Below are 15,069 nucleotides of genomic sequence, written 5' to 3'. Positions count from 1 at the left end.
CCTTACGCGGAGTGCGCGGAGGTTTCGCAGAGGACGCGGAGAAGGCAAAGGAAATTCTTCAAAGGTTTTCCTCTGCGATCTCTGCGAAACCTCCGCGTGCTCTGCGTAAGGGAGTCCGTGTTCAATGCTCTTCCCCCAGGTACGCCGCCTGCACGCCCGCGTCGGCGCGAATCTCGGCGGGCGTGCCGCTGGCGATGACCTGGCCGTTGACCATCACGGTCAGGCGGTCGGCCAGGGCGAAGACGGCGTCCATGTCGTGTTCCACCAGCAGGATGGCGTGCTCCTGCTTCAGGCGGTGCAGCAGTTCCACCATGCGCTCGGCTTCGGCCACGCCCATGCCGGCCAGTGGTTCGTCCAGCAGCAGCACCTTGGGTTGCGTGGCCAGGGTCATCGCGATCTCCAGCTGGCGCTGCTCGCCGTGGCTGATGGTGCCGGCGATGGCGTCGCGGCGCGGCTTCAGGCCGGCGAGGTCGATCGCGCGCTCGGCCAGCTCGTTGGTCGGCGCGTAGGAGGTGGCGCGGCGCAGCCAGCTGGCCGCGTGCTGCGCGCGCGACTGCGCTGCCAGGCGCACGTTCTCCCACACGGTGAACGGCAGGAAGATGTTGGTCTTCTGGTAGCTGCGGCCCAGGCCCGCGCGCGAGATGCGTTCCGGGCTGCGGCCGGTGACGTCGGCACCGCCCAGCGTGATGCTGCCGGTGGTGAGTGGGAGGTCACCGGAGAGCAGGTTGGTCAGCGTCGACTTGCCGGCGCCGTTGGGCCCGATCACCGCGTGGATGCGGCCGCGCCACAGGTCGACCGATACGTCGTTGACCGCCGCCAGGCCGCCGAAGCGCTTGACTAGGTTCTTCGCGGAAAGCAGCACTTCACTCATCGCGCTTGCCCTTCCCGCGCAGCAGGCGTTCGGCCACGCCCAGCAAGCCGCGCGGCGCGAAGGCCACCACCAGGACGATGAACAGGCCCATCCACAGCTGCCAGTGCTTGCCGGCGTTGAACGCACCGATGGTGGGCAGGCCCTTGAATTCGTCCAGCAGCCACTCGAAGGCGAAGGCGCCGACGATGGCGCCGGCGAAGTTGCCCATGCCGCCCAGGATGACCATCATGATGGCGTGCGCGCTCATGTGGAAACCGAGCAGCTCGGGGTTCACGAAGCCGGTCTGCGCGCCCCACAGGTAGCCCGCCAGGCCCGCCAGCGCGCCGGCCAGCGTGAACGCGGTGAGCTTGTAGCCGAAGGTGCCGTAGCCCAGGGCGCGCATGCGGTGCTCGTTGACGCGGATGCCGGCGAGCACGCGGCCGAACGGGCTCCACAGCACGCGGCGCAGGAACAGATAGGTGGCGCCGAGGCAGAAAAGGGTGAAGTAATAGAAGACGAGCTTCTTCTCGAGGTCGAAGAAGCCGGCATCAGGCTTGAAGTTGATGTAGAGGCCGTCCGAGCCGCCCAGCTTCAGCGGCAGCAGCCCGAAGACGTTCAGTTCCTTGTTGTCGAACACCAGGTAGAACAGCATCTGGGCGAACGCCATCGTCACCATGATGAAGTAGATGCCGTGGGTGCGCACCACGAAGAAGCCGATCACCAGCGCGAACAGCCCGGAGACCAGCACGGCGAATGGCAGCGTCCACCACAGGCTGACCGCGGCGCTGTCCGAAGACACCAGCGAAAGTGCGTAGCCGCCGATGCCGAAGAAAGCCGCGTGGCCCAGCGACACCAGGCCGGTGACACCCTGCAGCAGGTCCAGGCTCATGGCGAAGATGGCCAGGATCATCATGCGCGCGACCATCTGCGCGTAGAAGTCGCTGCCCACGAAGGGGAAGGCGGCCAGGGCGATGAAGCCGAGGGCCAGTGCGACCTGCAGGCTGCGGGGCAGGGCTTCGAGATGGGACTTGGTGGCGCTCATTCGCTCCCCATGGCGCCATGCCCGCCCACTACCGCGTCATTCCCGCGAAGGCGGGAATCCATGGTTTCCGTGTTCATGACCGTCGAGTGAAAGCCATGGATTCCCGCCTTCGCGGGAATGACGAAATCCTTGCTCATTGCTTGAACAGCCCTTCCGGCTTCCACAGCAGCACCGCCGCCATCAACACATACACCAGCATCCCCGACACCTGCGGCAGCAGCACCTTGCCGAAGGTGTCCACGGCGCCGACCAGTAGCGCGGCGATCAGCGCGCCGCGCACCGAGCCGATACCGCCGATGACCACCACCACGAAGCACATGATCAGCACCTGCGAACCCATGTTCGGGTACACGCTGCTGACCGGCGCCGCGATCATCCCGGCGATGGTGGCCAGGCCCACGCCCAGCGCGAACACGATGGCGTGGATGCGCTTGATGTTGATGCCCAGCGCCTCGGTCATGTCGTGGTTGAAGGCGCCCGCGCGGATCTTCATGCCCAGGCGCGTCTTCGAGATGAGGAAGTACAGCCCCAGCGCCAGCGCGATGCACACGCCGGACATGAAGAGGCGGTACACCGGGTACGACAGGTTGTCCGTCAGCGGGATGGAAGCGCCCAGCGCCGCCGGGATGTCCACGCCGTGCACGTCGTCGCCCCACAGGATGGAGCGCATCTCCTCGAACACGTAGATCAGGCCGAACGTGAGCAGCACCTGGTCGAGGTGGTCGCGCCGGTAGAAGTGGCGGAAGAGCAGCTTTTCGAGCAGCAGGCCGAAAGCCACCGCGATGACCGCGCCGCCCAGGATGGCCAGCGTGAGGCTGCCGAACCGCGACGACAGGTACCAGGCGACGTACGCGCCCAGCATGTAGAAGCTGCCGTGCGCCAGGTTGACCACGCCCATGATGCCGAAGATCAGCGTCAGGCCGGCGGCCAGCATGAACAGCAGCAGCCCGTACTGCGCCGAGTTGAGCAGCTGCAGCAGGAAGTTGGAGAAATCCATCAGGCGTTTCGGCGCGAGAGAAGGAGCAACCCGCCCATCACCGTGAACAGCCCGCCACACACGCGGTTGATCCAGCGCACCACGTGCGTCTGCTTCAGCCAGCCCGCGATGCGGCCGACGCCGAACGCGGCCACCACCAGCATCAGGAAGTCGCCGATCACGAAGGTGGCAGCCAGCAGCGTGAACTGCGGCAGCACCGGCTGCGCGGGGTCGATGAACTGCGGGAAGAAGGCCGAGAAGAACAGGATGGCCTTGGGATTGCTCGCGCCCACCAGCAGGCCCTGCACGTACAGCGAACCGCCGCGCACCGCGCGCGCGCCCAGCTTCAGCGTGCCGCCGCTGCGGAAGGTCCTGATGCCCAGGTAGACCAGGTAAGCCGCGCCCACCACCTTCAGCACCATGAACGCCGTCTCGGACGCCGCCAGCACCGCGCCCATGCCCGCCGCCGACAGCGCCATCACGCCCACGCTGGCGGTCAGGGCGCCTGCTGCGGACGACAGCGCGCGCACCGGCCCGTGATTGAGCGCGTTGGTCACGGTCATCAGCATGGTGGGACCGGGCGTCACGATCAGCAGCGTCACCGCGGCGAGGTAGATGAGGTAGGTCGCGAGGGTCATCCGTGGATTGTGGCGGTCAAACAAAAGGGAGGCCTAAGCCTCCCTTCCTGGGGGCACGGGAGGCCGAAGCCTCCCGTTAAAGAGAGCAGGATGCGTGCCGGGCTCAGCCCATCTTGCAGCCGGTGCCGGGGTCGGCCAGCTGCTTGGCGGCCACGCCGATCACCTTGTTCTCGCCCTTTTCCACGCGGCGCAGGTAGATGTCCTGCACCGGGTTGTGCGACTTGCTCATGGACCACTTGCCGCGCGGGCTGTCGATGGTGGCGCCTTCCATGGCCTTGTACAGCGCCTGCTTGTTGGCGAGGTCGCCCTTGACGGCCTCAGCGCCCTGCGCCAGCAGCAGGCCGGTGTCGTAGCCTTGCACCGCGTACACGTCGGGCTGCATGCGGAAGCTCTTGGCGTACTCGAGGCGGAATTTCTGGTTGCGCGGCGTGTCCAGCGAATCGCTGTAGTGCATCGTGGTCATGATGCCCTCGGCCGCCGGGCCCGCGGCGTCCAGCACGCCTTCGGTGAGGAAGCCCGAGCCCCACAGCGGGATCTTGTCCTTCAGGCCCGCCGCGGCGTAGTCGCGGATGAACTTGGCCGCGCCGCCGCCGGCGAAGAAGCAGGCCACGGCGTCGGGCTTGAGCGAGGCGATCTCGGTGAGCAGCGCCTGGAATTCCACGTTCGGGAAGGGCAGGCCCAGTTCCTTGACGATCGTGCCGCCGGCCTTGGTATAGCTTTCCTTGAAGCCTTCGAAAGCCTCGTCGCCCGCGGCGTACTTCCAGGTGATCCACACCGCCTTCTTCAGGCCCTTGTCGACCATGGGTTTGCCCAGCGCCAGCGTGGGCTGGCTGTTGGTGAACGAGGTGCGGAACACGTTGGGCGCGCACAGGCCGCGCGTGGCGGCGTGGACGCCGGCGTTGGGGATGAGGTTGAGCACGCCGCTTTCGCGCGCGACGCGCTGGATGCCCATCTGCACGCCCGAGTGCACCGTGCCGATCAGCACGTCGACCTTGTCGCGCTGCACCAGGCGGTTGGCGTTCTCCACGCCCTTGGAAGGCTCGGACTCGTCGTCCACCTTGAACCACTCGATCTCGCGGCCGGCCAGCTTGCCGCCCTTCTCGTTGAGGGCCATGCGCACGCCGTTCTCGATGGCGACGCCCAGCTGCGCGAAGGTGCCGGTGTAGGGCAGCATGAAGCCCACGCGCACCTTGTTGGACTGCGCGCGCACGATCTGCGGCAGCAGCAGGCCGGCGGACGCGGCGCCGACGGCGGCGGCACCGCGGGTGAGGACGAGACGGCGTGTGGTCATTGTTGTTTCTCCAGTGTGGAACGTTCGCCGGTTTGTACCGCAGCGCCTCTCGCGCCGCACCATGAATTACCCGAATGACGGATGACGAACGACTCGCCGCTGCGCGGCGGGATGACGAATGGCAGGCGACGGGTATCCGCGTTCCCATCTGTCATTTGTCATCCCGCCGCGCGCAGCGCGCGGGGGGTCATTCGTCATTGCAACCCGCGCAGCCTGAAGCGCTGGATCTTGCCCGTCGCGGTCTTCGGCAGCTCGGGCACGAACTCGATCCAGCGCGGGTACTTGTACGGCGCGAGCTGGCCCTTCACGTGCTGCTGCAGGTCCGCGCCGCTGGCGGATTGGCCGGACTTGAGCACGACGTAGGCCTTGGGCTTCACCAGCTGGTCGGCGTCCTGCACGCCGATGACCGCGGCTTCCAGCACGGCGGGGTGCGTCATCAGCGAAGCTTCCACCTCGAACGGCGAGACGTAGATGCCACCCACCTTCAGCATGTCGTCGCTGCGGCCGCCGTAGGTGTAGTAGCCGTCGGCGTCGCGCGTGTACTTGTCGCCGCTGCGCGTCCAGTCGCCCGCGAAGGTCGCCTTGGTCTTGCCGCGGTTGTTCCAGTACATGATCGCCGCGCTCGGGCCCTTGATCTGCAGTTCGCCGATCTCGCCCGCGCCGCACTCGCGGCCGTCGTCGCCGACGATGCGCAGCTCATAGCCGGGCACCGCCTGGCCGGTGGTGCCGTAGCGCACCGCGCCGGGGCGGTTGGACAGGAAGATGTGCAGCATCTCGGTGCTGCCGATGCCGTCCAGGATCTCGCAGCCGTAGTCGGCGGTCCAGCGCCTGCCGATCTCCGCCGGCAGCGCCTCGCCGGCGCTGGTGCACACGCGCATCGCGACTTCGGATTTCTTCGGGCGCTCGGGCGAAGCGAGCAGCGCCGCGTACAGCGTGGGCACGCCGTAGAAGATGGTCGGCTGGTATTTCTTCAGCACGCCGAACACGTCGCTCGGCGCCGGGCGCAGCGGCAACAGCACCGTGGTGGCGCCCACCGCCATCGGGAAGGTGAGGGCGTTGCCCAGGCCGTAGGCGAAGAACAGCTTCGCGGCCGAGTACACGACGTCGTCCTCGCGGATGCCCAGGATGGCGCGGCCGTACAGCTCGGCCGTCTGCACCAGGTGCGAATGCAGGTGCACCGTGCCCTTGGGCGTGCCGGTGGATCCGCTGGAGTACAGCCAGAAGCAGGTGTCGTCGCTGCAGGTGGCGGCGACCTGCGGCTTCGCGTCGCCGGAAGCCACCATGCCGGCGACCGAGTCGGGGCCTGCACCGCCGGCGACGACGACCGAGCGGAGCGTGGACACGCGCGGGATGACCGCGTCGAACGTGGGCAGCAGCGGCTTGGAGACGAACAGCACCTGCGCGCGCGAATCGCGCAGCATGAATTCGAAGTCGGGCGCGGTGAGCAGCGTGTTGGCCGCGATGGGCACCACGCCGGCCAGGATGCAGCCGAGGAAGACGACCGGCCACTCGGGTGTGTCCAGCATCGCCATCAGCACGCGCGACTCGGGCTGCAGGCCGCGGGCGCGCAGCGCGTTGGCGAAGCGGTGGGCCTGTTCGGCGAGCTGGCCGTAGGTGAGGGTGGCGCCGCTGGAAGCGTCGATGTACGCAACCTTGGAAGCGCGCGAGGCGTTGCGCTGCAGCAGGTCGTGCGCCGCGTTGTAGTCGCGCGGGATTTCGACGCGCGGCGGGCTGGTGCTGTGGTCGGCCTGGCTCAGGTGCATGTGGTTGTCTCCATTCTTGTGCGCGGAACCCGTTCGCCCTGAGCTTGTCGAAGGGCTGCGCCCCGGCCCTTCGACAAGCTCAGGACAGGCTTCGACAGGCTCAGCCCGAACGGGCACGGGCATCACGCCGCTGTCTTTTCGTCCGCCAGCGCCTGCGTGAGCCACTGCCGGCACCACGCCGTGCCTTCTTCCTCGGGCATCGTCCCGGCGCTGGCATCGTGGCACCACACCTCGCCGATGCGGTGCGCGCCAAGGCCTTCCAGGCGCTCGTCGAACTTCTTGCCGCCGAAGCAGAAGGTCTGCTGGTAGGTGCGGTCGCCCAGCGCGATGACGCCGTAGCGCACGTGGCCCAGGAACTTCGGTTGCGTGTCCAGCGAGTCGTACAGGTTGCGCGCGTTGTCCGGCACGTCGCCGGAACCGTAGGTCGATGAGCAGATGAGATAAAGTGCATCTTCGTCGAAGGCGCTGATGTCCAGCCCGTCCATCAGCTGCACCTCGATGTCTTCCACGAGGTCGGCGCAGTCCATCTGGATGGCCTGGGCGACATAGTCGGCGGTGCTGGTCATCGTGCCGACGAGGATCTTGAGCTTCATGGTCCGGGTCCTTCTCCAAGTCGCATGCAGTAAACTGCTTGACATGCGATCGAGAGGAAGTATATTGCAATCTTGACGCAGGTCAAACGAAACGCAGAAACCTGAGCCGAAGATGCAGCCGATGGCCGATACGGACCCCAAAGCCACCCTCTCCGAACTGGGCGGGCGGGTGCGCGCCTGGCGTGCACGGCGCGGCATGACGCGCAAGCAGCTGGCCGCCGATTCGGGGCTGTCCGAGCGCTTTCTCGCCGACGTGGAGACAGGCAAAGGCAACGTCTCCATCAATTCGCTGGAAGCGGTGGCTCGCGCGCTGAACATCTCGATCCTCGAGCTGCTGCAGGACGCGCCGCGCCCCGCGCTGGCGCGCGTGCACCACCTGCTGGGCCGCCTGGACGAAGCGCAGCTCGACCAGGCTTATTCCTTGATGGCCGGCGCCTTCGGCCTGGGTGACGCGCAGGGGCGCGAGCAGCGCGTGGCGCTGATCGGCCTGCGCGGCGCGGGCAAGTCGACGCTGGGCGAGCAGCTGGCCGCCGACCGCGGCGTGCCTTTCGTCGAGCTCGACCGCGAGATCGAGCGCGAGGCCGGCACCAGCATGAACGAGATCCAGCTGCTGCACGGCCAGGCCGGTTACCGCCGTTACGAGCGCCGCGCGCTGTTGCGCATCGCCGAGGACCATGCCGATGGCGTGGTGATGACCACCGGCGGCAGCATCGTGAGCGAGCGCGAGACCTTCGACCTGCTGCAAAGCCACTTCTGGTGCGTCTGGCTCAAGGCCAGCCCCGAGGAGCACATGAGCCGCGTCGTCGCCCAGGGCGACATGCGGCCCTTCGACACGACCCGTGGCGCCACCGCCGAAGCGCTGGACGACCTGCGCCGCATCCTGGCCAGCCGCGAGTCCCTGTACGCCCGCGCCGACGCGGTGGTGGACACCGCCCACCGCTCGGTGAAGCAATCACTCAAGGACCTGGAACGAGCCGTTCCGCAAACCCCCACCCCCGTTCGCCCTGAGCCTGTCGAAGGGCCGGGCGCAAGGCTTCGACAGGCTCAGCCCGAACGGACTGGGTCTTGAACCCACAAGGAGACCGCATGAACGCCATGACCGAACCCCTGCTGTTCAAGCAGGGCGAGCGCGAGCTGGTGCGTTTCGAGACGCACCCGGCCAAGTACCAGCACTGGACGCTCACCGTGGAAGGCGACGTCGCGCGCCTGAAGCTGGACATCGACGAGGACGGCGGCATCAAGCCCGGCTACAAGCTCAAGCTCAACTCGTACGACCTGGGCGTGGACATCGAGCTGCACGACGCGGTGAACCGCATCCGCTTCGAGCACCCCGGCGTGAAGGTGGTTGTGTTCGAGTCGGGCAAGGACCGCATCTGGTGCTCGGGCGCCAACATCTACATGCTGGGCCTGTCCACGCACGCGTGGAAGGTGAACTTCTGCAAGTTCACCAACGAGACCCGCAACGGCCTGGAAGACTCTTCGCGCTTCGACGGCCTGAAGTCCGTCGCGGCCGTCACCGGCGCGTGCGCAGGCGGCGGCTACGAACTGGCGCTGGCGTGCGACCGCATCGTGATGGTGGATGACCGTTCGTCCACCGTCAGCCTGCCGGAAGTGCCGCTGCTGGGCGTGCTGCCCGGCACCGGCGGCCTGACGCGCGTGACCGACAAGCGCAAGGTGCGCCGCGACCTGGCCGACATCTTCTGCACCACCAGCGAAGGCGTGCGCGCCGACCGCGCCCGCGACTGGAAGCTGATCGACGCGTATGCCAAGCCGCAGCAGTTCCCGCAGCTGGTGGCGCACGAGGTCGAAGCGCTGAAGAAGCAGTCCACCCGCAACGGCCCGGAGAAGGGCATCGAGCTGACGCCGCTGGGCGCGAAGATCGACGACGCGGGCTACCACTACTCGACGGTGGACGTGCAGATCGACCGCGATGCGCGCATCGCCACGCTGACCGTCAGCGCGCCCGCGGCCGCCATCGAAGCCAGGCCGGATACCATCGCCGCCGCGGGCGCCAACTGGTGGCCGCTGAAGCTGGCCCGCGAACTCGATGACGCCATCCTGAACCTGCGCGCCAACGAGCTGGAGATCGGCACCTGGGTGCTGAAGACGCGCGGCGACGCGCGCCTGGTGCTGCAGGCCGACGAGGTGCTGGAAGCGCAGAAGTCGCACTGGCTGGTGCGCGAGACGCTGGGCCTGCTGCGCCGCACGCTGGCGCGCCTGGACGTCACCAGCCGCTCGCTCATCGCGCTGGTGGACCAGGGCTCGTGCTTCGCCGGCACCTTCCTCGAACTGGCGCTGGCCGCCGATCGCACCTACATGCTGGACCTGCCGGATGCGCCCGACGCCGCGCCTTCGCTGCACCTGTCCGCTGCCAACTTCGGCCGCTACCCCGAAGTGAACGGCCAGACCCGCCTGCAGACGCGCTTCTACGGCGACGAAGGCACGATCGCGCAGCTGCAGTCGCTGCAAGGCAGCCCGCTGCGCGCCGACCAGGCGCTGGGCCTGGGCCTGGTGACGCTGACGCCCGACGACATCGACTGGGACGACGAGATCCGGCTGATGCTGGAAGAGCGCGCCTCGCTGTCGCCCGACGCGCTGACCGGCATGGAAGCGTCGCTGCGCTTCCCCGGCGCCGAGACCATGGAAACCCGTGTCTTCGGCCGCCTGTCCGCCTGGCAGAACTGGATCTTCATCCGCCCCAACGCCGTGGGCGAAGACGGCGCGCTGAAGCTGTTCGGCACCGGCAAGAAGGCCCGCTTCGACTGGAAGCGGGTTTAAGCAATTCAAATGCGGGGTCCGCAACGCAGAGAACGCAGAGGTTACGCAGAGATGACACGGAAAGCCACCTACGGTTTTCTCTGCGTTCTCTGCGCTCGCTCTGCGTTCTCTGCGTTGCGGACCCCGCATTTCTACCGCGAGGAATCACCATGTCCACCATCGACCTCCAAGCCCTGATCCCCAACAACGTCGGTCTCAACGACAACCGCCAGTTGCAGCGCGCGCTGGAGCACTGGCAGCCGGCCTTCCTGAAATGGTGGGAAGAGATGGGCCCGAGCGACTTCAACGCGCGCGACGTCTATCTGCGCACCGCCGTGGGCGTGGACGCCGGCGGCTGGGCGCAGTACGGCTACACGCCCATGCCCGATTACCGCTGGGGCATCTTCCTGGCCGACCGCCAGGAAGGCCGCAAGATCGGTTTCGGCGACTTCATGGGCCAGGACGCCTGGCAGGACGTGCCCGGCGAATTCCGCTCCACGTTCCGCCGCCTCATCGTCACGCAGGGCGACACTGAGCCCGCGTCGGTGGAGCAGCAGCGCCTGCTGGGCCACACCGCGCCTTCGCTCTATGACCTGCGCAACCTGTTCCAGGTGAACGTGGAAGAGGGCCGCCACCTGTGGGCCATGGTGTACCTGCTGCACGCGTACTTCGGCCGCGACGGCCGCGAGGAAGCGGAAGAACTGCTGGAGCGCCACAGCGGCGACCCCGACAAGCCGCGCATCCTGGGCACGTTCAACGAGCCCATGGACAACTGGCTGTCGTTCTTCATGTTCACGTACTTCACCGACCGCGACGGCAAGTTCCAGCTGAAGTCGCTGGCCGAAAGCGCTTTCGACCCGCTCAGCCGCACCTGCCAGTTCATGCTGACCGAGGAAGCGCACCACATGTTCGTGGGCGAGACCGGCGTGGGCCGCGTCATCCGGCGCACGCTGGAAGTGATGAAGGAACTGGACACCGACGACTGGAAGAAGGTGCGCGAGGCCGGCGCCATCGACCTGCCCACCATCCAGAAGTTCATGAACTTCTGGTTCAGCAGCTCGCTGGACCTGTTCGGCTCGGAAGCTTCGTCCAACGCGGCCAACTACTTCAGCAACGGCATCAAGGGGCGCCCCGACGAAACCAAGTTCGCCGACCACGTCGAGACCGACACCAGCATGACCATCCAGGTGCCGGACGGCAAGGGCGGCGTGAAGGACGAGACCATCTCGGTGCGCAATGGCATCAACGAGGTGACGCGCCTGGAGTACGTCAAGGACTGCAACGTGGGCGTCACGCGCTGGAACATGGCGGTGAAGCGCTCGGGCATCCCGTTCGAGTTCAAGCTGCCTTCCATCCGCTTCCGCCGCAACGTCGGTGCGTGGGCCGGCCTGCACACCGACCCGCAGGGCAACCCCGTCACCGCCGCCGAGTTCGAGGCGAAGAAGGGCGAGTGGCTGTTCAGCGAGGACGACCTGCGCTTCGTCAAGAGCCTGATGCAGCCCGTCACCCAGCCCGGCAAGATGGCGGCCTGGATCGCTCCACCGGACCGCGGCATCAATGCCCAGCCGGTGGAGTACGAGTACGTGAAGCTGTAGGAGATCCCGCACCCGGATGGGTTGCCCGAGCTGACCGACAGCGGCCGGGCTGCGGACCATGCTGGACCTCATGTCCCGTGCCAGCCGGCACGACGGGACGTCTCTCATGGAGGAATCCAAGCATGAGCAAGCTTCTGACCATCCTGGTGGCCTCGCTGGTCGCGGGCGGCGCATTCGCGCAGACGACCATCGGCGGCTCCGCCAACACGGGCACCACCACCGGTGGCTCGACCGTTGCGCCCTCGGGCGCTTCGTCCACCGGCACTTCGCCGGCCACCGATGCCACCCGCCAGGGCCAGGGCGCCACCAGCACGGGCGTGCTGGGCGCCAGCGGCGGCGCGATCGTGCAGCCGGGCGGTGTTTCGGCCACCACGGGCACCTCGACCAGCGCGACCACCACCACGCCGGGCACGGCGGCCGGCACCACCTCGGGCACGGGCACGACCGGCAGCACCACGGGCAGCAGCACCACGCTGCCGGGCGGCACCGTGGGCAGCACGTCCAGCAGCAGCGGCACGCTGGGCAGCTCGTCAAGCAGCACCGGCGTGATGGGCGCCAGCGGCGGAACGCTGGGCGGCGGCACCACCGGTTCGGTGAGCGGCACGACGCCCGACACCACGGCCACGCCCGACACCTCGACGCTGGGCAACCGCGCCGACTGCCCTCCGGGCCTGGCGAAGAAGGACAACGGCTGCATGCCTCCGGGACAAGCGAAGAAGGTCACGCCGTAAGCGGCACCTGACCTTCGCGACGGGAACGCCGGCCTTGCGCCGGCGTTTTCTTTTCAGCGTGGAGCAGCGGGCTCGGGCGCGTCCGGTGTTTCGGCCGGCGACATCTCGCGCATGCGCTGCACGAGGTCGTCTTCGCTCTCGGCGGGCGTGGTGCCGGGCGCGGGCGGCGCATCGCCGAGGAAGTGCACCGATGCGGGCCATGCGAACACGAGCACCGTCACGAGCAACTGCACGGCCGCGTACGGCGCGATGGCGCGCAGCAACGGGCGCGTGCCCACGTGCTGCGCAGAGAGGCCTCGCGTCATCAGCACCGCATACCCCAGTGGCGGCAGCAGGAAGCCGAGCTGCAGCGCGAGCAGCAGCAGCACCGCCACCTGCCGCGCGTCGCCCAGCTCCACCACCAGCAGTGGCGCGACGACCGGCACGACCACGAAGATCATCTCGAACGCATCCAGCACCCAGGCGCACGCGAGCACCGCGGCCAGCACCACCGCGGCGGTGACGTGCGCGGGCCAGGGCGAATGCAGCACCAGGCCGGCCAGCCAGCGATCGGTGCCGAACAGGCGCAGCACCAGGCTGAAGGTGGTCGCGCCCGCCAGCAGCGCGAACAGCGCGCCCGACAGCGCCAGCGTGTCGTTCAGCACCTCGCGCCACGCGGCCCAGGGCAGCGCGCGCAAGGCCAGCGTGGCCGCCGCCAGAAGGCATGCGCCGGCCGCGGCGGCTTCCACCGCGAACAGCCGGCCAGCCAGCACGCCGCCCAGCAGCGCCGCGATGCCCGCCACCACGAAGACCGTCAGCGCCACGTCGCCGCGCGAAGGAGAGGGCGCTTGCGTCTTCGGCAGGCGGCGCGCGCCCCACCACGCGGCCAGCGCCCACAGCAGCAGCACGGCCAGCCCGGGCAGCAGGGCGGCGTTGAACACGTCCTGCGTGTTCACGATGCGCTCCGCGCCGAGCTTGTAGCCGGGGAGGTTGCTCGCCTCCGTGTGCGCGCGAAGCATCGCGTCGCCCAGCAGGATGAGCACCAGCGAAGGCGGCACCACCACGCCCAGCGTCGCCGAAGCGGCGGCCAGAGCGACGCGCCCCGAAGCGTCGCCACCGGCTTGCCGGCGGCCGGCCAGCCGCGCGAGCAGGGCCGAGCTGGCGGCCACCGACCCGTTCATCGGCGCGATCACCGCGCCCGTGGCCAACGCGGCCAGCGGCTCGCCCGCGCCGGTGCGGCGCAGCGCGTGCGCGAAGGTGCGGTACAGCGCGTCGGCCGCGGGCAGCCGCGCCAGCAGCAGGCCGACGAAGACATACAGCGGCATGGCCTGCAGCAGGTCGTGCTCCAGCAGGTTCACGATGCGCGTGGGCAGCGCGGCCAGCACGTTGGTGTCGAACACGCCCGCTGCCAGCCCGACCGCGGCGGCGGCTGAAGCCACGCCGATCAGCAGCGCCCACACCGGCAGGCCGGTGGTGGCCACCAGCACGCCCAGCGCCACCAGCATCCACAGGCCGGCGGTGTTCATCGGGCGGGCCGCGGCGACATCGCGTCGAGGAAGGCTTGCACCAGCGCCAGCGCGGCCAGCAGCCACAGCGCCAACCGCACCAGGAAGTAGCCGGGATTCAGGGTCTCGGCGAAGCGTTCCTGCTGCAGCAGCGACTGCCACACCGTCGGCGCCGACGACCAGAGCAGATAGGCGGCCCACGGACCGACCAGCACCAGCACTGTCCATCGCCGCCACGGCGCGTTGGCATCGCCGCGCGGGGCCCGCAGGTGCGTGCCGGCGCGGCCCGCGGCCGCCACGCCCACCGCCATGACCAGGGCGAAGAGGATTTGCGCGGCGTCGTTGGCCTGGCGCGAACCGGCCTGCACCACGTCCCGCAGCGGCCACTGCGCGAACAGCAGCACGACCAGCGGCAGGATCAGCGCGGCAGCCGCCGCGAACAGCCAACGCATGTCAGCGCACTTCCGCGCCGCGCTGCGCCAGCAGCTCGCGCAACAGGGACCGGTGGCAGCGCGCCTCGTTCTCGCAATAGCAGCCGACGGCGAAGTCGGCGTGCTTCGACAGGGCGGCCAGCAGGTCCAGCGAGCGCGACGCATCGGGTTGCGCCATCTCGGCCTTGTAGCGCTTGCTGAAGGCCGCCCAGTCCTTGTCGGTCTCGGCTTTCAGGCCCAGCTGCATGGTTTGCGCGCTGGGCGCCAGGTTGGGGTACCAGACGTCGTACCAGTCGTCCGACGCGAACTTTTCCCTGGGCACGCCCCGCGGCGGCCGCCGCACGGTGCCAATGCGCAGGCCCTCGCCCTTGGCGCGCGGGGTGCCCAGCCTCACGATATGGACCGCCATCTGCCTCTCCTCGTCGTGGCCCGGCGGCTAGAATGCCGGGGATTCGGAGCGTAGCGCAGTCTGGTAGCGCATCTGGTTTGGGACCAGAGGGTCGTAGGTTCGAATCCTATCGCTCCGACCACTTTCCTCGCCTTCAGCCCGCGCCTGGCCAACACCAGGATCTGCGGGGTCGGCATCCCCTTCGACGAAGAAGCGCAGCTTCGCATTGATGCTGCCGGCGGCCGGCAGGTGCTCCACGGGTTCGTAGGAATCCGAGTAGCCCGAACGTGTCGTTGCCGAGCCAGGGTGGGGAGGGTCTCCTGCCTCCATGTCCCCCGCCGCCTGAACGGCGTAGCTCCTCCTTGACTTACGGCAGGAGACCCTCCCCACCCTGGCCCTACGGCGCGCGATGCTGGAAGGCACTCTTGAGCGGCGGAGGTGCGGGCCGCTCGGGCGGCCTTGAAACCCGCGCGAATTCCCTTCCGGGTCCCTCTCTTGATCTCACGCGATCTCCAAGCCGCCCGAGCGGC

At 68.4% G+C, this 15,069-nt stretch carries 13 protein-coding genes, 1 tRNA gene and 1 pseudogene; 5 read left to right on the top strand and 10 right to left on the bottom strand.

Annotated elements, in window-relative coordinates; translation table 11 throughout:
* Positions 1-121 precede the first annotated feature (121 nt).
* From EZ216_RS04420 to EZ216_RS04390, 7 genes are all read right to left on the bottom strand, one after another.
* Positions 122-871, bottom strand: coding sequence for an ABC transporter ATP-binding protein (locus EZ216_RS04420; protein ID WP_135248343.1), 750 nt, complete (start codon positions 869-871; stop codon positions 122-124).
* The gene (locus tag EZ216_RS04415; RefSeq protein WP_135248342.1) at positions 864-1,892 is read right to left on the bottom strand and encodes a branched-chain amino acid ABC transporter permease; all 1,029 of its coding nucleotides are present in this window, start codon (positions 1,890-1,892) and stop codon (positions 864-866) included. The genes EZ216_RS04420 and EZ216_RS04415 overlap by 8 nt, the downstream gene beginning before the upstream one ends.
* Before the next feature lie 133 nt (positions 1,893-2,025).
* Entirely contained in the window at positions 2,026-2,889 is an 864-nt protein-coding gene (locus EZ216_RS04410; protein ID WP_135248341.1) for a branched-chain amino acid ABC transporter permease, read from the bottom strand.
* Positions 2,889-3,506 (bottom strand): LysE family translocator, encoded by a 618-nt coding sequence (locus EZ216_RS04405; protein WP_135248340.1) that lies wholly within the window; start codon positions 3,504-3,506, stop codon positions 2,889-2,891. Before EZ216_RS04405 ends, EZ216_RS04410 begins: the two co-directional genes overlap by 1 nt.
* Before the next feature lie 103 nt (positions 3,507-3,609).
* Positions 3,610-4,797: an ABC transporter substrate-binding protein gene (locus EZ216_RS04400; protein WP_135248339.1), complete on the bottom strand. Its 1,188-nt coding sequence runs from the start codon at positions 4,795-4,797 to the stop codon at positions 3,610-3,612.
* A gap of 194 nt (positions 4,798-4,991) precedes the next feature.
* The gene (locus EZ216_RS04395) at positions 4,992-6,560 is read right to left on the bottom strand and encodes a benzoate-CoA ligase family protein (protein ID WP_135248338.1); all 1,569 of its coding nucleotides are present in this window, start codon (positions 6,558-6,560) and stop codon (positions 4,992-4,994) included.
* Between the two features lie 122 nt (positions 6,561-6,682).
* Positions 6,683-7,153: a flavodoxin domain-containing protein gene (locus tag EZ216_RS04390; protein WP_135248337.1), complete on the bottom strand. Its 471-nt coding sequence runs from the start codon at positions 7,151-7,153 to the stop codon at positions 6,683-6,685.
* 100 nt (positions 7,154-7,253) lie between these two features.
* Between EZ216_RS04390 and EZ216_RS04385 the strand changes: the two are divergent.
* From EZ216_RS04385 to EZ216_RS04370, 4 genes and pseudogenes are all read left to right on the top strand, one after another.
* Positions 7,254-8,222, top strand: a pseudogene (locus tag EZ216_RS04385) (helix-turn-helix transcriptional regulator); the annotation flags it as partial.
* Positions 8,223-8,239: 17 nt separating this feature from the next.
* On the top strand, positions 8,240-9,931 hold the full coding sequence (gene boxC / locus EZ216_RS04380; protein WP_135248335.1) for a 2,3-epoxybenzoyl-CoA dihydrolase: 1,692 nt from the start codon (positions 8,240-8,242) through the stop codon (positions 9,929-9,931).
* Between the two features lie 149 nt (positions 9,932-10,080).
* A complete protein-coding gene (boxB, locus tag EZ216_RS04375) occupies positions 10,081-11,505 on the top strand; it encodes a benzoyl-CoA 2,3-epoxidase subunit BoxB (protein WP_135248334.1) in 1,425 nt (474 codons plus the stop codon).
* Between the two features lie 122 nt (positions 11,506-11,627).
* Positions 11,628-12,236: a hypothetical protein gene (locus tag EZ216_RS04370; protein WP_135248333.1), complete on the top strand. Its 609-nt coding sequence runs from the start codon at positions 11,628-11,630 to the stop codon at positions 12,234-12,236.
* Positions 12,237-12,289: 53 nt separating this feature from the next.
* Here the strand turns inward: EZ216_RS04370 and EZ216_RS04365 are convergent, their stop codons facing one another.
* The 3 genes from EZ216_RS04365 to EZ216_RS04355 are packed head-to-tail and all read right to left on the bottom strand — an operon-like array spanning position 12,290 to position 14,560.
* Positions 12,290-13,741, bottom strand: a complete 1,452-nt coding sequence (locus tag EZ216_RS04365; RefSeq protein ID WP_135248332.1) for a TRAP transporter large permease subunit — start codon at positions 13,739-13,741, stop codon at positions 12,290-12,292.
* Entirely contained in the window at positions 13,738-14,172 is a 435-nt protein-coding gene (locus EZ216_RS04360) for a C4-dicarboxylate ABC transporter substrate-binding protein (RefSeq protein WP_135248331.1), read from the bottom strand. The genes EZ216_RS04365 and EZ216_RS04360 overlap by 4 nt, the downstream gene beginning before the upstream one ends.
* 1 nt (position 14,173) lies before the next feature.
* Positions 14,174-14,560: a DUF488 domain-containing protein gene (locus tag EZ216_RS04355; protein ID WP_135248330.1), complete on the bottom strand. Its 387-nt coding sequence runs from the start codon at positions 14,558-14,560 to the stop codon at positions 14,174-14,176.
* 44 nt (positions 14,561-14,604) lie between these two features.
* Here EZ216_RS04355 and EZ216_RS04350 point away from each other — a divergent pair.
* Positions 14,605-14,681: transfer RNA gene (locus EZ216_RS04350), tRNA-Pro, on the top strand.
* Positions 14,682-15,069: the final 388 nt, after the last annotated feature.

Origin of the sequence: Ramlibacter humi (genome assembly GCF_004681975.1) — a bacterium.
GTDB classification, from domain to species: Bacteria; Pseudomonadota; Gammaproteobacteria; order Burkholderiales; family Burkholderiaceae_C; genus Ramlibacter; species Ramlibacter humi.
The sequence above is the reverse complement of the archived record's forward strand: the minus strand, read 5'-3'. Positions and strand labels throughout refer to the sequence as shown.